General features: G+C 72.6%; 31 protein-coding genes. 17 read left to right on the top strand and 14 right to left on the bottom strand.

Annotated elements, in window-relative coordinates; genetic code table 11:
- Window positions 1-244: 244 nt before the first annotated feature.
- Complete coding sequence (locus tag ASG49_RS16160; protein ID WP_156384390.1) at window positions 245-463, bottom strand: hypothetical protein; 219 nt, start codon at window positions 461-463, stop codon at window positions 245-247.
- A 101-nt stretch (window positions 464-564) separates the two neighbouring features.
- Window positions 565-834, bottom strand: a complete 270-nt coding sequence (locus ASG49_RS18745) for a ribbon-helix-helix protein, CopG family (RefSeq protein ID WP_156384389.1) — start codon at window positions 832-834, stop codon at window positions 565-567.
- 427 nt (window positions 835-1,261) lie between these two features.
- On the opposite strand from ASG49_RS18745, the gene ASG49_RS16155 reads away from it, so the two are divergent.
- The 8 genes from ASG49_RS16155 (at window position 1,262) to ASG49_RS16120 (ending at window position 6,363) form a co-directional block, all read left to right on the top strand.
- Window positions 1,262-2,041: a CpaF family protein gene (locus ASG49_RS16155; protein ID WP_082534206.1), complete on the top strand. Its 780-nt coding sequence runs from the start codon at window positions 1,262-1,264 to the stop codon at window positions 2,039-2,041.
- Window positions 2,041-2,886, top strand: coding sequence for a type II secretion system F family protein (locus ASG49_RS16150; RefSeq protein ID WP_056543870.1), 846 nt, complete (start codon window positions 2,041-2,043; stop codon window positions 2,884-2,886). The genes ASG49_RS16155 and ASG49_RS16150 overlap by 1 nt, the downstream gene beginning before the upstream one ends.
- Window positions 2,883-3,809: a type II secretion system F family protein gene (locus ASG49_RS16145; protein ID WP_056543867.1), complete on the top strand. Its 927-nt coding sequence runs from the start codon at window positions 2,883-2,885 to the stop codon at window positions 3,807-3,809. The genes ASG49_RS16150 and ASG49_RS16145 overlap by 4 nt, the downstream gene beginning before the upstream one ends.
- Before the next feature lie 26 nt (window positions 3,810-3,835).
- Window positions 3,836-4,015, top strand: coding sequence for a hypothetical protein (locus tag ASG49_RS16140; protein ID WP_056543863.1), 180 nt, complete (start codon window positions 3,836-3,838; stop codon window positions 4,013-4,015).
- The gene (locus ASG49_RS16135) at window positions 3,987-4,418 is read left to right on the top strand and encodes a TadE/TadG family type IV pilus assembly protein (RefSeq protein ID WP_235562130.1); all 432 of its coding nucleotides are present in this window, start codon (window positions 3,987-3,989) and stop codon (window positions 4,416-4,418) included. The genes ASG49_RS16140 and ASG49_RS16135 overlap by 29 nt, the downstream gene beginning before the upstream one ends.
- The gene (locus ASG49_RS16130; protein WP_056543860.1) at window positions 4,415-4,852 is read left to right on the top strand and encodes a hypothetical protein; all 438 of its coding nucleotides are present in this window, start codon (window positions 4,415-4,417) and stop codon (window positions 4,850-4,852) included. Before ASG49_RS16135 ends, ASG49_RS16130 begins: the two co-directional genes overlap by 4 nt.
- Window positions 4,849-5,283 (top strand): pilus assembly protein TadG-related protein, encoded by a 435-nt coding sequence (locus ASG49_RS16125; RefSeq protein WP_235562129.1) that lies wholly within the window; start codon window positions 4,849-4,851, stop codon window positions 5,281-5,283. The genes ASG49_RS16130 and ASG49_RS16125 overlap by 4 nt, the downstream gene beginning before the upstream one ends.
- A 141-nt stretch (window positions 5,284-5,424) precedes the next feature.
- Window positions 5,425-6,363, top strand: coding sequence for an alpha/beta hydrolase fold domain-containing protein (locus ASG49_RS16120; protein WP_056543854.1), 939 nt, complete (start codon window positions 5,425-5,427; stop codon window positions 6,361-6,363).
- On the opposite strand, the gene ASG49_RS16115 is transcribed toward ASG49_RS16120, so the two are convergent.
- The 6 genes from ASG49_RS16115 to ASG49_RS16090 form a co-directional block, all read right to left on the bottom strand.
- On the bottom strand, window positions 6,360-6,542 hold the full coding sequence (locus ASG49_RS16115; protein WP_056543851.1) for a DUF1059 domain-containing protein: 183 nt from the start codon (window positions 6,540-6,542) through the stop codon (window positions 6,360-6,362). The genes ASG49_RS16120 and ASG49_RS16115 overlap by 4 nt on opposite strands.
- Window positions 6,539-7,417, bottom strand: a complete 879-nt coding sequence (locus ASG49_RS16110) for a HAMP domain-containing sensor histidine kinase (RefSeq protein ID WP_056543849.1) — start codon at window positions 7,415-7,417, stop codon at window positions 6,539-6,541. The genes ASG49_RS16115 and ASG49_RS16110 overlap by 4 nt, the downstream gene beginning before the upstream one ends.
- 158 nt (window positions 7,418-7,575) lie before the next feature.
- A complete protein-coding gene (locus ASG49_RS16105; RefSeq protein ID WP_056543847.1) occupies window positions 7,576-8,304 on the bottom strand; it encodes an anti-sigma factor in 729 nt (242 codons plus the stop codon).
- Window positions 8,285-8,869, bottom strand: coding sequence for an RNA polymerase sigma factor (locus ASG49_RS16100; RefSeq protein ID WP_056543844.1), 585 nt, complete (start codon window positions 8,867-8,869; stop codon window positions 8,285-8,287). The genes ASG49_RS16105 and ASG49_RS16100 overlap by 20 nt, the downstream gene beginning before the upstream one ends.
- 46 nt (window positions 8,870-8,915) lie before the next feature.
- A complete protein-coding gene (locus ASG49_RS16095) occupies window positions 8,916-9,557 on the bottom strand; it encodes a fasciclin domain-containing protein (RefSeq protein WP_056543841.1) in 642 nt (213 codons plus the stop codon).
- Between the two features lie 104 nt (window positions 9,558-9,661).
- Entirely contained in the window at window positions 9,662-10,462 is an 801-nt protein-coding gene (locus tag ASG49_RS16090; protein ID WP_056543837.1) for an SDR family oxidoreductase, read from the bottom strand.
- A gap of 113 nt (window positions 10,463-10,575) precedes the next feature.
- On the opposite strand from ASG49_RS16090, the gene ASG49_RS16085 reads away from it, so the two are divergent.
- Window positions 10,576-10,848, top strand: a complete 273-nt coding sequence (locus tag ASG49_RS16085) for a hypothetical protein (RefSeq protein ID WP_056543834.1) — start codon at window positions 10,576-10,578, stop codon at window positions 10,846-10,848.
- 11 nt (window positions 10,849-10,859) lie between these two features.
- Window positions 10,860-11,978: a peptide chain release factor 2 gene (gene prfB, locus ASG49_RS16080; RefSeq protein WP_056543832.1), complete on the top strand. Its 1,119-nt coding sequence runs from the start codon at window positions 10,860-10,862 to the stop codon at window positions 11,976-11,978.
- An 11-nt stretch (window positions 11,979-11,989) separates the two neighbouring features.
- Here the strand turns inward: prfB and ASG49_RS16075 are convergent, their stop codons facing one another.
- Both ASG49_RS16075 and ASG49_RS16070 read right to left on the bottom strand, forming a co-directional pair.
- Window positions 11,990-12,202: a hypothetical protein gene (locus ASG49_RS16075; protein ID WP_056543828.1), complete on the bottom strand. Its 213-nt coding sequence runs from the start codon at window positions 12,200-12,202 to the stop codon at window positions 11,990-11,992.
- A gap of 11 nt (window positions 12,203-12,213) precedes the next feature.
- Window positions 12,214-13,101: a hypothetical protein gene (locus tag ASG49_RS16070; RefSeq protein ID WP_156384387.1), complete on the bottom strand. Its 888-nt coding sequence runs from the start codon at window positions 13,099-13,101 to the stop codon at window positions 12,214-12,216.
- 131 nt (window positions 13,102-13,232) lie between these two features.
- Between ASG49_RS16070 and ASG49_RS18965 the strand changes: the two genes are divergently transcribed.
- Window positions 13,233-13,676: a MarR family winged helix-turn-helix transcriptional regulator gene (locus ASG49_RS18965; protein WP_056543821.1), complete on the top strand. Its 444-nt coding sequence runs from the start codon at window positions 13,233-13,235 to the stop codon at window positions 13,674-13,676.
- Complete coding sequence (locus tag ASG49_RS18960; RefSeq protein WP_056543818.1) at window positions 13,673-14,182, top strand: DUF2306 domain-containing protein; 510 nt, start codon at window positions 13,673-13,675, stop codon at window positions 14,180-14,182. Before ASG49_RS18965 ends, ASG49_RS18960 begins: the two co-directional genes overlap by 4 nt.
- Here ASG49_RS18960 and ASG49_RS16055 read toward each other — a convergent pair.
- The 4 genes from ASG49_RS16055 to ASG49_RS16040 are packed head-to-tail and all read right to left on the bottom strand — an operon-like array spanning window position 14,179 to window position 16,843.
- Window positions 14,179-14,502 carry a hypothetical protein gene (locus ASG49_RS16055; RefSeq protein WP_056543814.1) on the bottom strand — a complete coding sequence of 108 codons (324 nt, stop codon included), beginning with the start codon at window positions 14,500-14,502 and terminating at the stop codon, window positions 14,179-14,181. The genes ASG49_RS18960 and ASG49_RS16055 overlap by 4 nt on opposite strands.
- Window positions 14,503-14,554: 52 nt before the next feature.
- Complete coding sequence (locus tag ASG49_RS16050) at window positions 14,555-15,130, bottom strand: antibiotic biosynthesis monooxygenase (RefSeq protein WP_056543811.1); 576 nt, start codon at window positions 15,128-15,130, stop codon at window positions 14,555-14,557.
- On the bottom strand, window positions 15,127-16,188 hold the full coding sequence (locus ASG49_RS16045) for an NADP-dependent oxidoreductase (protein WP_056543808.1): 1,062 nt from the start codon (window positions 16,186-16,188) through the stop codon (window positions 15,127-15,129). Before ASG49_RS16045 ends, ASG49_RS16050 begins: the two co-directional genes overlap by 4 nt.
- A 31-nt stretch (window positions 16,189-16,219) precedes the next feature.
- Window positions 16,220-16,843 (bottom strand): hypothetical protein, encoded by a 624-nt coding sequence (locus ASG49_RS16040; RefSeq protein ID WP_056543805.1) that lies wholly within the window; start codon window positions 16,841-16,843, stop codon window positions 16,220-16,222.
- A 94-nt stretch (window positions 16,844-16,937) separates the two neighbouring features.
- On the opposite strand from ASG49_RS16040, the gene ftsE reads away from it, so the two are divergent.
- The 5 genes from ftsE to ASG49_RS16015 are packed head-to-tail and all read left to right on the top strand — an operon-like array spanning window position 16,938 to window position 21,274.
- Window positions 16,938-17,627, top strand: a complete 690-nt coding sequence (gene ftsE, locus ASG49_RS16035; RefSeq protein ID WP_056543802.1) for a cell division ATP-binding protein FtsE — start codon at window positions 16,938-16,940, stop codon at window positions 17,625-17,627.
- Window positions 17,628-17,637: 10 nt separating this feature from the next.
- Window positions 17,638-18,555, top strand: coding sequence for a permease-like cell division protein FtsX (ftsX, locus tag ASG49_RS16030; RefSeq protein ID WP_056543799.1), 918 nt, complete (start codon window positions 17,638-17,640; stop codon window positions 18,553-18,555).
- A gap of 52 nt (window positions 18,556-18,607) precedes the next feature.
- Window positions 18,608-19,843 carry a M23 family metallopeptidase gene (locus tag ASG49_RS16025; protein ID WP_056543797.1) on the top strand — a complete coding sequence of 412 codons (1,236 nt, stop codon included), beginning with the start codon at window positions 18,608-18,610 and terminating at the stop codon, window positions 19,841-19,843.
- A gap of 43 nt (window positions 19,844-19,886) precedes the next feature.
- Entirely contained in the window at window positions 19,887-20,363 is a 477-nt protein-coding gene (gene smpB / locus ASG49_RS16020; RefSeq protein WP_056543794.1) for an SsrA-binding protein SmpB, read from the top strand.
- 41 nt (window positions 20,364-20,404) lie between these two features.
- Window positions 20,405-21,274, top strand: a complete 870-nt coding sequence (locus tag ASG49_RS16015) for a trypsin-like serine protease (RefSeq protein WP_200936355.1) — start codon at window positions 20,405-20,407, stop codon at window positions 21,272-21,274.
- Window positions 21,275-21,316: the final 42 nt, after the last annotated feature.

Here is a 21,316-nt window from a genome sequence, read left to right as displayed (position 1 = left end):
AGCCGGTCTCAACGCGAAGCGCCGGGGGGCGAACGTCGGGACCTCGCAAAACGCCTTCGTTGGACCGCCGAGGCGGCCAACGTGTGCAACGACCCGAGTGCCCCGGACCTGACGTCGCGCGGCCTGAGCATTACGTGTAAGGGCAAAGGGTGTCACGATCTCGATCGCTTGGCCCGGGCCCAATCCCTGGGAATGCGGCCCGGGCGCTAGCGTCAAGACAAGTCAGTTAGGCGGTCGTCGCAGATCATCCACCGTGGTGCTTGATGATGTACTCGATGCCCTCACGCACGACCGCATTGGTTGCCCCGGAGATCATCGCCTTAATGATCTGCCCGGCCCGGAAAGAGTGCCCCAGGTTGTCGGGCAAGCCGGGCGGAGAGGCGTCGGAGTCCTCGATCTTCTTCTCGTTGCTCGCTTCCTTCTCGGTGGGGTTCTTCGGGTTTTCCTGGGTGCGGTCGCTCACGGCCATCACCCCTTCCTTCAGAGGTCAACGCCCTTTACGTCGACCACATTTGTGGGCTGGATCCATCCCTCGCAGCGAGCGCGGCAGGTGGATCACAGCTCTCACGCTGAACGCGCCAGCGTCTCCTCAGCCTCGTTAGTCCCTGCGACCAGCGCTGTGACTGCGGCTCGGACAAGGTCTGACCTACTCAGATCGATACCGTTGTCGCGTGCCTGTGCAACGAGTGCGTCGAGACTCTCTGCCGTCTCATCGGTGACTCGGACCTGAAGCGTGGTCGTCAGCTTTCGGGCAGGTGCGAACGCGCCTAGAGCTGAAAGCACTGCAGAGCTGAATTCCGCCTTCTCGGTCTGTTCGGGTGTCTTGTTGGTCATCGTCTTACCTCTCTGTGGGCCTCTACTGGCCTCATCTATGGACGGAGCTGCAACTCCGTCTCTCTTTCCGGTCACGACGAAGTGTACTACAGATTGCATTGCGCCCGTAGTACGACTCGTCATACGCACGCATCGGCCGGAAGCACCGGAGCACACTTCCCCACCCTGTCGGCCTTCGTGGCCGCGTGGGTCATGCCGCCATCGTCTGCGCTGGCTCGTCCGCGGCGTCCCCCGCGCTCCTCGTGGAACATCGCGAGTTCAAACAGTGGTTGGCGACGCGCCGTGACAAGTTGCGCGCACGGATCGGGCGCCCAAGTCAGCCGGTCCGTCAGTCCGCAGATAGTCCGCAAGACCTTCACAGACCGTCACCAGCACTCAACGAGGTCAACGGTGTTTTCGCAGTTCAGGGCGCTATCGGCCCGCCTCCGTGCAGGTCAGTGCAGGGCTGCGTAATTTCATCCGCAAGTTCGTGCTGCGTGCGGCGCGGCTCGCCGACCTGGTCCGGCTGGGGTCGCTGACCACCCAGGCGGCGCAGTTCCTCGAGGCCGCGGTGCTGGCCGGGCAGAACATCGTCGTCGCCGGGGCGACCCAGGCGGGCAAGACCACGATGCTCAACTGCCTGGCCTCGGCCATCCCGGGCGGCGATCGGATCGTCTCGGCCGAGGAGGTCTTCGAGCTGCGCTTCGGTCACCCCGACTGGGTCGCGATGCAGACCCGGCAGGTGGGGCTGGAGGGCAACGGCGCGGTGACGTTGCGCGACCTGGTCCGCGAGACGCTGCGGATGCGGCCCACCCGCATCATCGTCGGGGAGGTCAGGTCGGCGGAGAGCCTCGACCTGCTGCTCGCGCTCAACTCCGGCCTGCCCGGCATGGCCACGCTCCACGCCAACAGCGCCCGCGAGGCGCTGGTCAAGCTCTGCACGCTGCCGCTGCTGGCGGGTGAGAACATCTCGGCCCGGTTCGTGGTGCCCACCGTCGCGAGCTCGGTCGACCTGGTGGTGCACCTCGGCATCGACCTGGGCGGCACCCGACGCGTCAACGAGGTCGTGGCCGTGCCCGGACGGGTCGAGCACGACATCGTCGAGACCGAGCCCGTGTTCTTCCGTCGCGACGGCGAGCTCGTCCACGCGGGCGGGATGCCCACCCGGCTCGACACCTTCGAGCGCGCCGGCGTCGACGTCCACCGCATCCTCGGGGGAGGCGGCTGATGGGTGCTCTCCTCGGGCTGGTGCTGGGCGTCGGGCTGCTGCTGGTGTGGTCCTCGACGTGGCCGGCCGCGCCGCCGCGCACCCGCGAGCCGCGGTTGCAGCCCCTGCTCGCCCGGGCCGGGCTGCCCGACGTGAGCCCGGCGGGCTTCGTGGTGGTGTGCGTCGTGACCGCCGTGGCGGCCACGACCGTCGTGCTGCTCGCCTCGCGGACGGTGCCGGTCGCCCTGGCCTTCGGTGTCATGGGCGCCTACCTGCCGGTGGCCCTGCTGCGCGGCCGGGCCGAGCGGCGGCAGCGCGAGTTCGCCGAGGTCTGGCCCGAGGCGGTCGACAACCTGGCGTCGGCGGTGCGGGCCGGCATGTCCCTGCCGGAGGCGCTGGCGGCGCTCGCCGAGCGCGGGCCCGAGCCGCTGCGGCCGGCGTTCGCCGGGTTCGCGCTGGACTACCAGGTCGGCGGGCGGTTCGCCGTCGCGCTGGACCGGCTCAAGGAGCGGCTGGCCGACCCCGTCGGCGACCGGGTCGTGGAGAGCCTCCGGGTGGCGCGCGAGGTCGGTGGCGGTGACCTGGGCCGGTTGCTGCGCAGCCTCTCGGGCTACCTGCGCGACGACGCCCGGACGCGCTCGGAGCTGCAGTCCCGACAGTCGTGGACCGTCAACGGCGCCCGCTTGGCCGTTGCCGCCCCGTGGCTGGTGCTGCTCCTGCTGTGCTTCCAGCCCGACGTCATCCAGCGCTACGCGACCGGGGCCGGGGTGGTGGTGCTCGCGACGGGCGGCCTGCTGTGCGCCGCGGCGTACCGGCTGATGGTGCGGATCGGCCGGCTCCCCGTCGAGCGGCGGATCCTGTCGTGACGCCGCTCCTCGGAGGCCTGCTCGGCGGCGCCCTCGGTGCCGGGCTGTGGCTCGTCGTCGTGGCACTGCTCGACGCCCGTCGTACGCCGATCGCGGTGCGCGTGCTGCCCTACGTGCGCGACCTCCCGCGCCCGGCGTCGCTGCCGGCGCCGCCGGCGTCGTCCAACGCCTTCGCCGGGGTGTTCGGACCGCCGCTGCAGGCCGCGGGACGGGCGGTCGAGCGCGTCATGGGCGGCTCGACCTCGGTGCGGCGCCGGATCGAGCGGGCCGGCCTGGAGATCGACGTCGCCCAGTTCCGCGTCGAGCAGGTGGTCTGGGGCCTGGTCGGGTTCACCCTCGCCGCGGTGCCCTCGGGCCTGGTGGCGGCCACCTCGCCGGAACGGTCGGTGCCGCTGCTGGTCTTCTGCGGCATCGCGTTCGTCAGCGGCGTGCTGCTGCGAGAGAACCGCCTGAGCGCCCAGGTCGCGGCCCGCGAGCGGCAGATCCTGCAGGAGTTCCCGACCGTCGCCGAGCTGCTGGCCCTGGCCGTGGCGGCCGGGGAGAGCCCGGTCGCGGCGCTCGACCGCGTCGTGCGCCGCTCCTCGGGAGAGCTGTCCGCCGAGCTGGCGCGCGTCCTCGCCCACGTCCGCACCGGTACGCCGATCACCCGCGCCTTCGACGAGATGTCGGCCCGCTCCGGTCTGGCCGTGGTCTCGCGCTTCGCCGAGGGCGTGGCCGTCGCGGTCGAGCGCGGCACCCCGCTGTCCGACGTCCTGCACGCCCAGGCCGGCGACGTCCGCGAGGCCTCGCGACGCGCCCTGATCGAGACCGGCGCGCGCCGGGAGGTCCTGATGATGGTGCCCGTCGTCTTCCTCGTGCTCCCGACCGTCGTCGTCTTCGCGTTCTGGCCGGGCCTGGTCGGCCTGCGCCTGGTCGTGCCCTGAACCGTCACCACCCACCTGGAGGAACCGTGCGACACCTGCCCACCCCCCTGCAGCGGCTGCGTCGGCCGCGCGACGAGCGCGGCGACGTGCCCGGCTGGGTCCTGATCACGGTGATGACCGCCGGCCTGGTCGCCGGCCTCTGGGCCATCGCCGGCTCGCAGCTGGGCGCGATGCTGCGTGAAGCGCTCGCCTCGGTCTCGGGCTGAGCCCGACCGGTGGCGCTGCGACGAGGCCGGCGCCGCCGTCGTCGACTTCGTCCTGGTCAGCATGGTGCTCGTGCCGCTCGTCCTGGGCCTCGTCCAGGTCGGGCTGGTGCTGCACGTGCGCAACACCCTGACCGCCGCCGCGACCGAGGGTGCCCGTTACGGGGCGACCCTCGACCGGGGTCCGGCCGACGGGGTCGCCCGGACGCGCCAGCAGGTGCGCGGTGCGATCGCCGACCGGTTCGCCCGCGACGTCTCCGCGCGGCGCACGACGACCGGGGGAGTGCCGACCGTCGAGGTCCGGGTGCGGGCCGTCGTGCCCCCGCTCGGGCTGTGGGGACCGGGCGTCTCGCTCGACGTCGAGGGCCACGGGGTGCAGGAGCCGCTGCTGCAGGGCCGGCCATGAGGGCGCGCGACGAGGAGGGGACGGCGGTGATCGAGTTCGTCTGGCTCGCGATCCTGCTGCTGGTGCCGCTGCTCTACGTCGTGCTGACCGTCTTCGAGACCCAGCGTGCGGCGTACGCCGCATCGGCCGCGGCCCGCTCGGCCGGTCGGGCGTTCGTGACCTCGCCCGACCAGGCCTCGGCGTACTCCCGGGCCCAGGCGGCCGCCCGGCTGGCGTACGCCGACCAGGGCCTCACCGACGCGCCTCGGGTGCAGATCACCTGCCGGCCGGCGCCCCGTGACTGCCTCACCCCCGGGTCGGTGGTCCGCGCGGAGGTCCGCTCCTCGGTCGACCTGCCGCTGCTGCCGGCGGTGTTCGGGTCGCAGACGCCGGCGATCCGGCTGCAGGCCGACCACCAGGCGCCGTACGGCACCTTCCGGGAGGAGCGCCCGTGAGCCGGCCTCGCGACGAGCGCGGGTCCATGACGCCGCTCATCATCGGCTTCACGGTGGTGGTCGCGCTCGTGGTGGCCGTGGTCGTCGACGCGTCCGCGGCGTACCTCCGACGTCAGGGCCTCAACGCCACCGCCGACGCCGCGGCCCTCGCGGCCACGGACGGGCTGCAGGGCGAGCAGGTCTACACGAAGGGCCTGGGTCGGCGGGCCGAGATCGACCCGCAGGCGGCCCGGCAGTACGTCGCCACCTACCTCGCCGCCAGCGGCGCGTCGCAGCGCTTCCCCGGCCTGTCCCACTCGGTGCGCACCACCGGTGACACCGTGATCGTCAGTCTCGCCGCCCCGACCGACCTGCCGCTGCGTGTGCCTGGCGTGGGCGAGCAGGTCCGGATCACCGGCCAGGCCGCCTCGGTCGTCGTGGTCTCCGACTGACGCCGCACCCACACCCGAACGACGATCAGTTCAGCACCCTGCGCCGACGCCCAGGCGGGGACCCACACCCGGCGACCGCGAACTGATCGTCGGCCGGGTGCGGCTCGACCGCACCTCACCGGACCGTGGGAGCCTGCGCCCATGAGCTGGCAGATGCGGGGCGTGGGACTGGTGCTGCGGGTGACCCGGAAGCCGCGGATGGCGACCGTGGGCCGAGCCCGGAAGCGGCTCGCCGAGCCCAAGGCCGATCCGTCGCCGCCGAAGCGGTTCCGGGACCGCCACGACGTGCACGAGGCCGAGGTCGGTGGGTTCCGGGTCTACCTGATCGAGCCGGTAGGCCCGCCGGTCAGCACGGTGGTCTACCTGCACGGCGGCACCTACCTGTCCGAGATCGCCCCGCAGCACTGGGCGTTGGTCTCGGCGGCGGTCGACGCCGGCTGCCGCGTCGTGGTGCCCCTCTACGGCCTCGCGCCCGACCACACCTGCGACGACGCCTACGCCTTTCTGCTGCCCCTGTGCCGTGAGCTGGCGACCGATCCGGGGACGCTCGGGAGACCGTGGCGCGTGCCACCCTCTCCCGAGTCCCACCAGGACGCGCCGGTCGACGCCGGGGGAGGACTGGTGCTGGCCGGCGACTCCGCCGGGGGCGGGCTGGCGCTGGGACTGGCGCAGGTGTTGCGCGACGAGGGCGTCGACGTCGCACGGCTGGTGCTCATCGCGCCGTGGGTCGATGCGACGCTGACCAACCCCGACATCGACCGCGTCGACGACCCCTGGCTCTCGACGCCGGGCGCCCGCGAGGTGGCCCGGGTGTGGATGGGTGGCGGCGACCTCCGTGACCCGCGGGTCAGCCCCCTGCTCGGCCGGCTCGAGGGGCTGCCGCCGATGACGGTGTGGATCGGCACCCGCGACTCGCTCCACCCGGACACGCTGCTGCTGGTCGAGCGCTGCCGCGAGGTGGGTACGCCGGTGACGCTGCACGAGGTGCCGGGTGCCGTCCACGTGCACCCGCTGACCCCCACCCCCGAGGGCCGGACCGGCACCCGCGAGGTGGTCGCCGCGCTGGTGGGGAGCCGCTAGGCCGGTGCCTGCACGATCTTGCCGTCCACGGCCGCGAGCACCTCGGGCGTGATCTCGGTGATGCCGTGGTCGGCGGCCGCGTGACGGGCGACCTCCTCGAGCAGCAGGCTCTTGTCGGTGTTCTCGAAGCTGGCGGCGCAGCCGGGCATGACGTCGCCGCAGGCAAGGCGGAAGATCATCGGAGGGTCCTCGGTTCGGGGGAGGGGAGGCGCACCCAGAACACGGCGCGCTCGGAGTCCTGCTCGAGCCCGACGGTGCCGCCGAGGGCGACGCTGAGGGCGCGGGCGAGGTAGAGACCGGTGGAGACGCCGGTCGCGTCATCGTTGCGGTCGAAGGGCTCGAAGAGCGCGTGCAGGGTGCGGGCGGGGATCGGCTCGCCGGTCCGGACCACCCGCAGCTCGACCCACATCCCGGTGTCGCGGACCTGGAGCTCGCGTCGCGTGGGCCGCGGGGTCATCGCCGCGGCCGTCCACAGGTCGCGCACGACGCGCGCGGCCAGGCCGGGGTCGGTGTCGACCCGGGCGTCGAGGTCGCCGCTCGGCGCCACCTCGCCGTCGGGCACCAGCGCGAGGGCCGACACCGCGCGGCGGGTCACCCGCAGCCGCCCCAACGACGCGGCGGCGAGGTACTCCACCTCCTGGGTGCGCTCGGCCAGCAGCGCGAGCGCGGCGCCGAGCTTGCCGACCGTGGAGGCGGTCATGTCCTCGGGGAGGTCGCCGTCGGCCAGGATGTCGGTCCAGCCCTGGGCGACCGCGAGCGGCGTACGGATCTCGTGGGCGAACGCGGCCAGGAAGCGGTCGCGCTGCTGGGCCAGGGTCGGGTCGGGCCGGTTGGCGAGGCCGGCGGCGCCGGCGTCGGTGAACAGCCGCACCCACCGGTGGACCACGGCCGGCTCGAGGCCCGCGCCCCGGGCGACGCCGGCCACGGAGGCGCCGCCGAGCACCTGCAGGACGCAGTCCAGCCGGCCGTCGGCGTCGGCGCCCTCGACCGGTGCGCCGTCGACCGTGGCCCCGTCGTCGGTCGCCAGGGGGCTCGCCGTCCGTGCTGCCGTCATCGCTGCTCTCTCCCGCCTCTCGTCGCCGACCGAGCGTGGCAGCACCCATGCATGCGAGGTGGGTGAACCGACAACCGGGTGGGGGTGGACTAGAGCGTGTCGAAATGCCAGGCATGGCCGAGCGTGAGCGGGGTAAGGCCCGTCAGCCCGTACGCCGCTCAGACGTCGCCCAGTCGTCCTCGCGCCAGGGACCGCCCGGAGTGGGCCGGGTCGCCGTCGTCCTCGAGCGAGACGTCGACCGTGGTGTAGCCCTCGCGCAGCAGTGCGCCGGGGAGCGGGAAGGTGCCGCTCTCGCCGCTGCCGAGCGTGCCCAGCGAGACCAGGCCGCGACCGTCGTCGTGCAGCAGCCACACCTCGTGCCACCCGGCCTCGTCGCCGAGGTCGGCGGCGGAGATCCGCAGCGCCAGCGCGCCGTCGGCGCGCACCACCTCGGCCTGGCCCCGGGACGCGTCGCCGTCGACGGTGGTGAGGTCGGCGAGCGCGACGACCTGGTCCTGCACCCGCGGCGGGTCGGGCACGAGGGTCCGCCCGTAGGCCAGCCCGGCACCGGCGGCCAGCACCAGCGCGGCCGCGCCGGCGAGCAGCCGGAGCGCCCCCCGGCGCCGCGGGTGGTGCCGTCGCGGGGCGGTCGACCCCGGGGCCGGCTCGACGGGCGGTGCGTCGTCGGCGGCGATCTCGCGCTCCACGGAGCGCCACACGCCCGGGCCGACCGGCGGGGCGGAGGCGGGGGTCGCCCGTGCCCGGCGGACGACGGCCTGCAGCGCCTCGACCTCGGCGGCGCAGTGCGCACAGGACTCGGCGTGGCTCCAGGCCGACGGCGGCAGCTCCGTCTCGTGGTCGCCGAGCGCGACGGCCGCCAGGTCGTCGTCATCGAGGTGCGTCGTCATGGCTCACCGCCAACCGGTCGCGCAGCTGGAGCAGCCCCCGGCGGACGTGGCTCTTGACCGTGCCAAGCGGCAGGCCGAGCCGGCGGCTGATCTCGGCGTGGGTCTGGTCCTCGAGGAAGGCCAGCCGCACGACGGTCTGCCGCGGTTCGGGGAGGGCGCCGAGGGCCTCCTCCATGGTGAGCGCCTCGAGGAACTGCTCGGTGCCGAGGACCTCGACCCGGTCGGCCTCCAGCACGTCCTCCTCGGACGCCATCCGGGCCAGGCGGCGGGACTCGCGGGACCGGTCGGCGAAGCGGTCGGCGATGCGGTGCCGGCAGATGCCGACCAGCCACGCGGGCAGGGCGGTGTCGGAGGGGCGCAGGGTCTCGCGCGAGCGCCACGCCGAGACGAAGACCAGCTGGGTGACCTCGTCGGCCTCGTGGGGGTCGCGCAGCGCCTGCCACGCCAACGAGTGGACGAGCGGCGACCACCGGTCGAACAGCTCCTCGAGCGCGTCGTGGCGACCGTCCCGGAGTGCTGTCGCCAGGTCCACCACGGCGCTGCCGCGCAGTCCGCTCCCGGTCATCGACCCAGGGTAGCGATCGCGCGGCAGCGCGCGTGGTGGTCCGGACTCACAGGTCGGCGGGGCGGAGGACCCGGTTGACGGCGTGCGCGATCTGCTTGTTGCCGCGGTTGAGGTCGAAGCGGACGATGCGCGGGTTGTAGGCGTTCGGGTCGCGGTCCAGGAGCACGACGCGTCGCGGGCTGCGGCGTACGTCCACCGTGACGGTCGGGCCGGCGGCGGTCGTCAGCCGGGCGCCGTCCGAGGCCAGCGCCGCGCGACGGTCGATCGTGCTCCCCGGCACCACGTGGTAGAGCAGCACCTGCTCGACCGTGTCGATGCCGAGACCGGCCACGGCCTCGAAGACGTGCCGCTCGCTGCGGACCCACTTCCCGGTCAGCGCGTGGACCAACCGACGGAAGGCGCGGTCGGTCGGCACGAACGCGGTCAGCGGCTGCGACCCGTCGGCCAGGACACCGACAGCGCTGTCCGGCTTGGCCTCGAGCACGGCCAGCACGGCCTCGGTCGTGACGTCGTAGTCATGGGCGTTGCGGTCGAAGCGGTTGCCGTCCGACGTGAGCACGGTGGCGAGGCTGCGGTTGCCGGAGGGCGCCGCGGCGGTGGCCTGGGTCGTGGCGGAGGCGGGCGAGAGGCCCGTGGCCAGCAGGGCGACCGCGACCGTCCCTGCTGCCCGGGTGAGGAGCTTGCTCATGTCGGAGGTTCCTTTCGACGTCAGGTGCCCGGTGGCTCCCTGTCCTGACGTCTCTTCCGACTCCGCACCCCCCGTGGATGCACGCGTGGTCGTCGCCGTCCGCCTCAGTGACCGGCCAGGTTCTTGTTGACCGCGCGCGTCAGCCAGGCGGGGGAGAAGCGCGAGCCGAGCGCCATGGCGCGGGTCTGGGCCCCGACCGTGAAGTGCACCTGCTTGGCCAGCCGGCGGGGCAGCGGCGGGTCGATGGCGCCGACGATCGCGTCGGCGACGTCCTGGGGGCCGAGCTTGATGCCGAGCCGGTCGGTCGTGCCGGTCTTGATGTCGTCGGTCATGGCGGTCTGCACGTAGAGCGGCCAGATGGCGGCGACGCGGATGTCGTGGCGCTTCCACTCGATGTCGAGGGCCTCGGTGAGCCCGCGCACGAAGAACTTGGTGGCGCTGTAGTTCGCGATCTCGGCCTGGCCGTAGATCGCCGAGGCCGAGGCCAGGTTGACCGCGACCGAGCCCGGCGTCGCCTTGAGGTGGCGGAAGGCGGCGTGCAGGCCGTTGACGACGCCCTTGGTGTTGATGTCGATCTCGCGGTGCTGCTTGGCCACGTCGATCTCCTCGAAGCGGCCCGCCAGCAGGATGCCGGCGTTGTTGACGATCGCGTCGAGCCGCCCGGTCTCGGCGACGAACCCGTCGACCCGCTCGGCGAACTCCGCGGCGTCGGTGACGTCGAGGTGGCCGGTGAGGATGCGCCCGGGGAGCCGGCCGGCCTCGTCGGCGAGCGTTGCCAGCCCGGTCTCGTCGAGGTCGAAGGCGCCGACGGTCCAGCCGTTGCCGGCCAGGGTCAGGGCGGTACGACGGCCGATGCCGGCGGCGGCTCCGGTGATGACGACGGTGCGGGTGGTGCGTGCGCTCACGATGTGACTCCTCGGTAGGTTGCCCTTGTCCTACCCCCTCGCCCACGGCCGGCAACGTGAGTCCCGTCTCGTGGACGTCGTGCACGTGTTCGAATCGGTGGCATGATGGTCCGGTGCGAGGCGGCTACGGATCGGGCGACCACGGCACGCTGGCGGACCGGGTCGCCGGCCGGCACCACGAGCCCGCGGTGAGCCCGGCCCCGCCCGTGCCGCAGACCCCTGCCCGGCACTGCCGCGTCGACGGCGAGCCCAGCCTGCTCGTGGAGTGGTGCCGCACCGAGCGCGGGTGGGAGGGGCGGGTCGTCTCGGTGGTCTGGGTCGACGCCGTCGGCTGGGCCACCGTCGCCCGCTGGCTCCCCGCGGCCGACATCGAACCCGTCCCGTAGCCTGTCGGACTGTGGCAGCCACCGACTTCGACTCCGAGATCAAGCAGCTCCAGGCGACGATGAAGACCATCGGCTCCGTCCTGGACGTCGACGAGATGCGCCGCGAGATCAAGGACCTCGGCGAGCAGGTCGCCGCCCCCGACCTGTGGGACGACCAGGCCAACGCCCAGAAGGTCACCGGCAAGCTCAGCCACCTCCAGGGCACGCTCGACCGCTTCGAGAGCCTGTCCAGCCGCATCGAGGACCTCGGCGTCCTCGTCGAGCTCGGTCAGGAGGAGGGTGACGCCGACTCGATGGCCGAGGCCGAGGCCGAGCTGCTCAAGCTCCACAAGTCCGTCGAGGCGCTCGAGGTCCGCACCCTGCTCAACGGGGAGTACGACGTCCGCGAGGCGCTCGTGACGATCCGCTCCGGCGCCGGCGGCGTGGACGCGGCCGACTTCGCCGAGATGCTGATGCGGATGTACACCCGCTGGGCCGAGCGCCAGAAGTACAACGTCGAGGTCTTCGACACCTCCTACGCCGAGGAGGCGGGCCTGAAGAGCGCCACCTTCGCCGTGCACGCGCCGTACGCCTACGGCCACCTCTCCGTCGAGGCCGGCACCCACCGGCTGGTGCGGATCAGCCCCTTCGACAACCAGGGCCGTCGCCAGACCTCCTTCGCCGCCGTCGAGGTGGTGCCGGTGCTCGAGCAGACCGACGAGATCGACATCCCCGACGAGGACATCCGCGTCGACGTCTACCGCTCCAGCGGCCCCGGCGGCCAGTCGGTCAACACCACCGACTCCGCCGTCCGGCTGACCCACATCCCGACCGGCACCGTCGTGTCCTGCCAGAACGAGAAGTCGCAGCTGCAGAACAAGGCCAGCGCGATGGTCATCCTCAAGGCCAAGATCCTGGCGCTGAAGAAGGCCGAGGAACGGGCCCACCTCGACTCGCTGCGCGGCGACGTGCAGGCGAGCTGGGGCGACCAGATGCGCAACTACGTGCTGAACCCCTACCAGATGGTCAAGGACCTGCGGACGGAGTTCGAGGTCGGCAACCCCCAGGCCGTCTTCGACGGCGACATCGACGGCTTCCTCGAGGCCGGCATCCGCTGGCGCCGGGGCGCCGAGCAGGCCGAGAACAGCTGAGGCGCCACCGCTCAGCGGGGGTCGCGCTCCCGACGCAGCTGCTGCCGGTAGGCGCGCGCCGCGCCGCCGGCCATCGCGCTCATCACGGCCGTGGCCAGCACCAGCACCCCGTCCAGCTCGATCAGCCCCACCGCGTCCAGGACGATCGCGGTCACCGGCACCAGCAGCCAGCCGAACGCGATCCAGGCGTAGTCCTGGCGGCTCGGCCGCTCTCGGGTCGCCATGCTTTCCTCCGTCATCGCACGCGTCGGATCACGTAGATGACGAAGTAGAGCACCTGCCGCACCAGCCAGCGCTTGGTCGCTCCGAGCAGGACCTTCCACGCCCAGTAGCCGACCGGGCCCACCAGGCAGGATGCGATGGCATTGAGCACGTAGTCACGCTTGGACGACGCCCGTCCCTTGTAGATGTCGATGAGGGCTGTCGACGCGATGCCCGAGAGGGCGCCAGCCGCGCACTGTCGGGCGGCGGCGGCGATCACGACCGCCCACACCGGGTCGGCGGTGACCGGGTAGGCCACGTCGTCGGCGGCGTCGTGGTCGACGACCTGGCGCAGGGTGGTGCCATCGACCTCGAAGTGGGTCGGCACCGGCGTGCCCTCGGCGTCGACGGCCCACGCGGGTGCGGCGGTGGCCAGGGGCGTCCCCTCGGAGTCCAGGGCCGTGACGGAACCGGTCGGGCTCAGCTGCAGCCGGTCGGTGTCCCCGGTCACCGGGAAGTCGAAGGTCGTGGTGGCCGACTCGTCCTGGATCAGCACCAGGGCCCGGGCGCCCGTCGCAACCGGCTGCACCGCCACCGAGGTGCCGTCGGAGGCACCGTCGTAGAGGGTCGTCACGCCGTCGTCGAGGGTGCTGCCGCCGCCCGTGGCGGGCAGACCAAAACCGAACCTCTCGACTGACGCGGCGATGCGCACGTCCTCGTCACCGGTCAGCGGTTCGAGTACGAGATCGCTCGGAACCGCCTCGTCGGCACCCATCTCGCGCAGGGCTTGGTCGATGGTGGTCTGCTCGGGGGCCGGCAGGTCGCTGGCCGCGGAAGCGGGCAGCTGGGTCGTCGCCAGCGCCACCGATGCCGACAGCAGCACCAGTACGGCGCGCGCAGAAGTTGTCGTGAACAAGGTCATGTCATCCCCCCGGGTCTCAATATGTGGACGGGACAGTAGCGGCCGACTCGTATCTGGCCAGCCCCTGATGTGGTGCGACGTCCATAAGGCGCGATCTTGACATAGCAAGTTGCGAACGCAAGTATGTAGTCATGAGCCCGTACGACGCCGAGCCCGCCCACCAGCTGCACGTGCTGGTCAGCCGGCTGGACCGCAACGCCGACCAGCGGCTGCGCGAGTCGACCGACCTGACCTACCAGAAGTTCCTGGCGCTGCTGACCGTCCGCCGGCTGGGGGAGACGGGGCCGGTGACCCAGCGGGCGCTGGCCGACGCCGTCGGGCTGACCGAGGCGGGCGCGAGCCGGCTGGTCGGCTCCCTGCGCGACGCCGGCTGGACCGACGTACGCCAGGAGCCGGGGACCGGCAACCGCCGCAGCCTGGTGCTCACCGGGCCCGGGTCCGACCAGGTGGACCTCGCGCTGCAGCTGCTGGAGGGGTCGTTCGCGCGGCTGCTGAAGGCGGCCGACGTCGAGCCCGACGAGCTCGCCGGCCCGGTCGGACGCCTGCTCGCCGCCATGGACGGGGGCCCCCGGTGAACGCCGGCTGGACGCTGCTGGTCGGCACCCACGCCTTCGCCGCCACGGTCGCGCTGGTGCTGGGCGGGGTGCAGCTGTTCCGGCCGACCAAGGGCGACCGGCTGCACCGGCTCGCGGGTCGGGTGTGGGTGGTGCTGATGGTCTACGTCGCGGTGACGTCGTTCTGGATCCGCGACATCCGTGCGGGCCAGCTGAGCTGGCTGCACGTCCTGTCCACGGTGACGCTGGTGACCGTCACGCTCGGCATCGTCCACGCCTGGCGCGGCAACGTCGAGGCCCACCGACGCAACATGCGCGGCAGCTGGTTCGGCCTGTTCGGCGCGGGGGTCGGGGCCAGTGCGGTGCCCGACCGCCTGCTGCCGCAGCTCGTGGTCACCTCGCCCGGAGGGGCGCTGCTGGCGCTGCTCGCGGTGCTCGCCACGACGGTGCTGGTGCTGGGGCTGGCGCGGGTCGTGCCCGAGCCGCGGCCCGTCGTACGCCGTCCAGAGCGGCAGCGAGCCGCCTAGCCGTCGAGCGCCTTCTCGAGCTCGGCCTTGCTCATGCCCGAGCGGCCCTCGACGTTCTTCTTGCGCGCCTCCTCGTAGAGCTGGGCCTTGGTGCGCCCGCCCTCGCCGGAGTGCGAGCGCAGCCCGCCTCGACGGCCCGAGGAGATGTCCTCGGTCGAGGTCCGGCTGGCCTCCTCGGACTCACCGGCGCGGGCACGCTCCTTGTTCACGGTGCGGGCCGCGATCTCCTCGGCGGTGGACTCGTCCTTGCCGCGCTCCTCGAGTCCCTCCTTGATGTGCTCGTACTGACGCTCGCGCTTGTCGCTCCAGGCCTTCGGCACGACGGCTCCTCTCGCAGGTGTCACTCGCAGGGTCCGCCCTCGCGGTACCCCGTCAGCGGTGCAACCACCACTCGAACCGCTTGGTCATCCACGGCAGCAGGGCGTAGGTCATGATCGGCGTCGCGACCAGGGTGGTCACGAAGGTGCGCACCACCAGGGCCAGCTCGAGGCCGGTGGCGCTGAGCAGCGAGCCGAGCACCAGCGACAGCGGGAAGAAGGCGAGCCAGATGACGGTGGCCTGCTTCCACCGCGGCGGGGCGGGGGCGGCGGGACGAAGGTCCTCGACGTCGCGCGACGCCGGCTCGTCGAACCACCCCTCGATGCCCGTACGCCGCTCCACCCGCGACTCGCCGACCAGACCCTGCGCGGAGCCGAGCCACCAGGCCCGCTGCGGCGAGGACTCCCACGCCTCCAGCGAGGCGTGGTCGGCGAACCGGTAGAGCATGTGCCAGGCGTCCGACCCGGGGGCGGGTCGCACCCAGCCGGTGCCGAGGAAGCCCTCGAACCGCTCGGCCAACGACGACCCGGCCCGCACCCACGCCACCATCTGGGCGGCGTTCTCGGGGGCGACGTGGCGCACGATCGAGACGGTCACCGCCCCGTTGAGGGCACCGGCGACCTCGCTCACCGGGTCGGGTCCTCGCTGACCTGCACCACGAGCTTGCCGAAGTTCTTGCCGGTCAGCAGCCCGCGGAACGCCTCCGGGGCCGACTCCAGGCCCTGCACGACGTCCTCGCGGTAGCGCACGGTGCCGTCCGCGACCCAGCCCGACATCTCGCGCACGAAGTCGCGACCGTGGGAGGCGGTGAACTCGTTCTGGATGAAGCCGCGGACGGTGAGGCTCTTGCGCAGCACCAGGCCCATGAACCCGGGGAGCCGGTCGGGGCCCTCGGGGGCCGAGGTGGCGTTGTAGGAGGAGACCAGCCCGCAGACGGGGATCCGGGCGTAGGTGTTGACGTGGCGCAGCACCTCGCGGGTGACCGGGCCGCCGACGTTCTCGAAGTAGACGTCGATCCCGTCGGGCACGGCCGCGGCGAGCTCGTCGGCGAAGTCGGGGGAGCGGTGGTCCAGCGCGACGTCGAAGCCGAACTCCTCGGTCAGCGCTGCCCGCTTGGCCTCGCCGCCGGCGATGCCGACCGACCGGGCGCCGCGCGCCTGGGCGATCTGGCCGACCGCCGACCCGACCGGGCCGGTGGCGGCGGCCACGACCACCGTCTCGCCGGCCTGCGGCTTCCCGATCTCCAGCAGTCCGGCGTACGCCGTGAAGCCGGGCATGCCGAGCACGCCGAGCGCGGTCGAGATCGGGGCGCGCGACGGGTCGAGCCGGCGCAGGCCGGTGCCGTCGCTGATCGCGTGGGTCTGCCAGCCGGAGTAGGACAGCGCGACGTCGCCCGCCGACCACTCGGGGTGGCGCGACTCCTCGACGACCACGACGGTGCCGCCCTCCATCACCTCGCCCACCTGGACCGGGGCGGCGTACGACGGGGCGTCGCTCATCCGGCCGCGCATGTAGGGGTCGAGCGAGAGGTAGACGACCCGCAGCAGCAGCTGCCCCTCGGCGAGCGCCGGCAGGTCGACCGGGCCGATGTCGTAGGTGTCGTCCCCGGGCTCGCCGACCGGGCGCTGCGCGAGCCGCACCTGGGTGGAGCGGACGGGGGACGGGGTGGTCTGGTCGGAGGAGGTCATCCCCCCAGGATGCCCCCTGGACGGGGCTCGGTCAGGACGCGGTGTCGAGGGAGTTGACGAGCGTCACACACCACTGCTCGGCCCGCTCGTCCTCCACCTCCGGACCGGTGAGCTCGCAGGTCAGCCAGGTCTGGCCGAACAGGCCCGCGTGGCGCACCCGGCGACCGGAGCCGGTCTCGCAGTCCTGGAGCAGCGACGGCGACCCGAAGTCCGGTCCCTGTGGCGTCTCGCAGCCCCGCTCCCGCCCCGCCTGCCGTACGACGCCGCGCGCCAGCGCGGGCGTGACGGGCCGGGCGAAGACCCACGCCCGGGCGGTCACCTCGCCGCGGGTCCACGCGCAGCCCAGCTCCTGCACCACCTGGGTCGCCTCGGACCCCGACGCCCCCGGAGCGGCCAGGTCGAGGGTGTCCCCGTTGCCCCAGGAGGCGCCGTCCTGGGCGGGTCCGCCCAGCGCCGCGGCGACGTCGGGCTCGGGGACGAGCGAGCAGAACGCGATCCGCGGCAGCTCCACCGAGGCCGTCTCCAGGTCGGAGATCGGGGTGGGGGAGGGTGGGGGCGAGGACTCCGGGGAGCCGGAGGTGCAGGCCGTGGCGAGGAGCAGCGCCGGCACGAGGAGCGCGGCCCCGGCGGCGCGACGGGCCGAGGAAGCGCACATGCGGGCAACCGTAGGGCCCAGGACTTAGCGTTACCAGCGGTCGGACGCAGCGTCTGCGTGCCCCTGACATCCCCGACACCGGCCCACTCCTGCCGTGATCAGATTCGAGAACGTCACCGCCACCTACCCGGGACACCGCGCCCGGGCGCTGGACCGCGTCAACGCCATCATCGACGAGGGCGAGTTCGTCTTCCTCGTCGGCGAGTCCGGCTCGGGCAAGTCGACCTTCCTGCGCCTGGTGCTGCGGGAGATCCGCGCGAGCCAGGGCGAGGTCTGGGTCGACGGTCGCGAGCTGGGCAAGATGCGCGGCTTCCGCGTCCCCCGGCTGCGGCGCACCGTCGGCACCGTGTTCCAGGACTTCCGGCTGCTGCCCAACAAGACCGTGGCCCAGAACGTCGCCTTCGCCCTGCAGGTCATCGGCAAGCCCAAGGCGCAGATCAACCGGCTGGTGCCCGAGACGCTCGAGCTGGTGGGCCTGGACGGCAAGGGCCGCCGGATGCCCGACGAGCTCTCCGGCGGCGAGCAGCAGCGCGTCGCGATCGCCCGCGCCTTCGTCAACCGGCCCAAGATCCTCATCGCCGACGAGCCCACGGGCAACCTCGACCCGGCGACCAGCATCGGCATCATGAAGCTGCTGGACCGCATCAACCGCACCGGCACCACGGTGCTCATGGCCACCCACGACGTGGAGATCGTCGACCAGATGCGCAAGCGCGTCATCGAGCTCGACGGCGGCTCGGTCGTGCGCGACCAGCTGCGCGGCGTCTACGGCCACACCTACTAGGAGTCCGCTCGTGCACCTCCGCTACGTCTTCTCCGAGACCCGCACCGGCCTGCGCCGCAACGTGTCGATGTCGATCGCGCTCGTCGTGACGATCTTCGTCTCGCTCACGCTGGTCGGGATGGGGCTGCTGCTGAACTCCCAGGCCGACAAGGCCGAACGGTTCTGGGGCTCCAAGCTGCAGATCACCGTGTTCATGTGCAACCAGAACAGCCAGGTCCCGACCTGCGACGGCGAGGTGACGCCCGAGCAGAAGGCCGCCATCGAGCAGACCGTGAGCACCAACCCCGAGGTCGCGTCCTACTACCTGCAGACCAAGGAGCAGGCCTTCGAGACCTGGAAGCGGGTCTACCTGTCCAAGGACAAGTCCGAGCAGGAGATCTACTCCACCGTCACGGCCAAGGACATGCAGGAGTCCTACTGGGTCAAGCTCAAGGACCCCAACGAGTTCCAGGGGATCTCCCAGGCGCTGACCGACCAGCAGGGCGTCGCCGCGGTGCGGGACCTGCGCCAGGTGCTCAAGCCGATCTACTTCTGGATGGAGGTCATGAAGTGGGGGGCGATCGCGGTGGCGGCGTTCCTGCTGCTGGCCGCGATCATGCAGGTCGGCAACACGATCCGGATGGCGGCGTACGCCCGGCGCAAGGAGATCGGCATCATGCGGCTCGTGGGGGCCTCGCGGCTCTACATCTCGCTGCCGTTCCTCATCGAGACGCTGGTCGCCGCGCTCGTCGGGGTGGGACTCGCGGCCGGCACGCTGCTGGTCTTCATGTACGTCGTGATCTACGGGATGCTGCGCCCCACCTCCAACATCGTGGAGTGGGTCGACTGGCAGGACTCCTTCCTGGCCATCGGCGGCGTGGCGGCGCTCGGGCTGGCGCTGACGCTGCTGCCGACACTCGTGATGACCCGCAAATACCTCAAGGTCTGAGCCCGGTCGGTTACGGTCGCCGGGCCTACTTCCCCAAAGATCGGCAGACTCGGTGCCTCGTCCCCTTCCCCGGACGGCGCTCACCGCGATCCTGGCCCTGTCCAGCCTCGCCGTGACCGTCCCGCTGGCCTCGGCCGACGACCTGCGCGACCGCGAACGCGACGCGCGGGGCAGCGTCCGCTCGGCCCAGGACGACCTGCAGGAGTCCTCCGACCAGCTGTCCGCGGCGGCCAGGAAGCTCCAGGCGGCACGCGAGCGGCTCGGCGGGGCGCAGCGCAGGCTCGAGACGGCGCAGTCGCAGCTGGGCGAGGCGCGGCGGCTCGACCAGGAGATGCAGGCCCAGCTCGAGGCGGCCGAGATCAGGCTGGAGCGGGCGCAGGCGGCGCTGGAGCAGGCGCGTGAGCGCGTACGCCGGCAGCGGGCCGACATCGGCCGGCTCGCCGCCAACATGTACGTCAACGGCGACCCCCAGCTGATGGGTCTCGCGGTGGTGCTCAACAGCCAGGACCCCGCTGAGGCCACCAGCCAGCTCAACACCGTCGACTCCCTGATGAGCCGCCAGGACAACACCCTCGACGTGCTGCGCGAGGCCCGCGCCGAGATGGTGGCGGAGGAGCAGAAGGTCGAGGCGGCCCGCGCGGTCGTCGCCGAGCAGCGTGCCGCGGCCGCCGACAACCTCGCCCTGCGCCAGGACCTCGAGCAGCAGGCCGCCTCCGCCCGCACCGAGGTGGCCACCCTGGTCAAGGGACGTGCCGCCGCCACCGCCGAGGCCCGGCAGGCGCGGGTCGCCGACGCGGCCCAGCTGCGCGAGGCCGAGCAGCAGGCCCGCAAGATCCGCGAGCTGATCCTCGCCCGGGCCGCCCGCCAGCGAGGCGGCTTCAGCGGCGACGCGGCGAGCTTCCTCCAGCGACCCGTCCCCGGCGGGGTGACCTCGCCCTACGGCTACCGGGTCCACCCGATCTACGGCTACTACGGCCTGCACGACGGCACCGACTTCTCCGCCCCCTGCGGCACCGCCAACGTCGCCGCCGGCACCGGCACCGTGATCTCGCGCGCCTGGTCCGACGTCTACGGCAACCGGCTCTACCTCGACCTCGGCCAGGTCAACGGGAAGAACCTCACGGTGGTCTACAACCACCTCAGCTCCTACGCCGTGGGCACGGGCCAGCGGGTCAGCCGCGGGCAGGTCATCGGCTACTCCGGGTCGACCGGGTGGTCCACGGGCTGCCACCTCCACTTCAGCGCGCTGCTCGACGGGAACCCCGTCGACCCGATGCGCTACCTCTGACACGCAGCGCACCGTCGCTGGCCCGACCTGGGAGGATGGTCGGATGGTCAAGGAGCAGGGTCACAAGCTCGTGGCGCAGAACCGCAAGGCGCGCTACGACTACCACATCGACGACACCCTCGAGGCGGGCCTCGTGCTCGTCGGCACCGAGGTCAAGTCGCTGCGGGCCGGCCGCGCCACCCTGGTCGACGGGTTCGCCGAGGTCGACCACGGCGAGGCCTACCTCCACGGCGTGCACATCCCGGAGTACACCCAGGGCACCTGGACCAACCACGAGCCGCGGCGCGTCCGCAAGCTGCTGATGCACCGCGCCGAGATCGACAAGCTCGAGCGTCGGGTCAACGAGCGCGGCTACACCCTGATCCCGCTGTCGCTCTACTTCAAGGACGGCCGGGCCAAGGTGGAGCTGGCGCTGGCGCGCGGCAAGAAGTCCTACGACAAGCGACACGCCATCGCCGCCCGGCAGGCCGACCGCGACGCGCGCGAGGCGGTGGGTCGGCGGCTGAAGGGGATGGGGTGAAAACGCGCACGCGGGGCTGACCCTTCTGGTTCGCTGGGCGCATGCGAACCCAGCTGCGCCGCCGCGCCGCCGCCGTCCTCACCGCCCTGGTCGCCGCCTCCGGCCTGGCCGTGGCCTCGCCCGGCGGCACCGCCCAGGCGAGCACCAACGGCACCGCCGACGGTGCGGCCCACCCCGCCACGGGGCTGCTGGTGCTCTACTCCGAGGGCTTCCGCGTCCGCTGCAGCGGCACCCTGGTCACCCCGACGGTCGTGCTGAGCGCCGCCCACTGCTTCGACGACGCCGCCGGCGAGGTCGCGGTCACCTTCGACTCCGTCATCGCCGAGGAGCCGCCGCTGCCGATCCCGCCCGCCGCGGACACCGCGGCCGGCTACACCGACGCCGAGCTCGCCGCGGCCGGCCTGCGCAGCGGCACCCACGTCTCCCATCCGCAGTACTCCGGGTTCACCGACCTCAACAACTGGAACGACGTCGCCGTCGTGCTCCTCGACGAGCCCGTCACCGACATCGCCCCGGCCCCGCTGGCGCCGATCGGCAGCCTCGACACCATCGTCAAGAGCCAGCTGTCCTCGACGGTCTTCCGCGCCGTGGGCTACGGCTCGGAGGTGCGCAAGCCGCTCGTGGGTCCCCAGAAGGCCACGCCGATGACCTACCCGCTCCTGCGCCGCACGGTGGACATGCCCGGCCAGAAGCTGACCCCGCAGGTGCTGCAGACCAACGGCACCTCCAACAGCGACGAGCTCGGCGAGACCTGCGTCGGTGACTCCGGCGGCCCGGTCTACTTCGGCGGCGCGATCGCGGCCGTGACCAGCTACAGCAACGGCAGCGGCGAGAAGTGCCGCTCGGTGCAGGGCTTCCAGCGCGTCGACATCTCCGTGGCGCGCACCTGGCTGGCCTGGTTCGGCGTCTAGCGAGGTCGTCGGACCCGGGGGCTAGGGTGCGAGGCCTCGGAC

This window comes from Marmoricola sp. Leaf446, from assembly GCF_001424755.1.
In the GTDB taxonomy this organism is placed as follows: domain Bacteria; phylum Actinomycetota; class Actinomycetes; order Propionibacteriales; family Nocardioidaceae; genus Marmoricola.
This window is presented reverse-complemented; position numbering and strand designations above follow the sequence as displayed.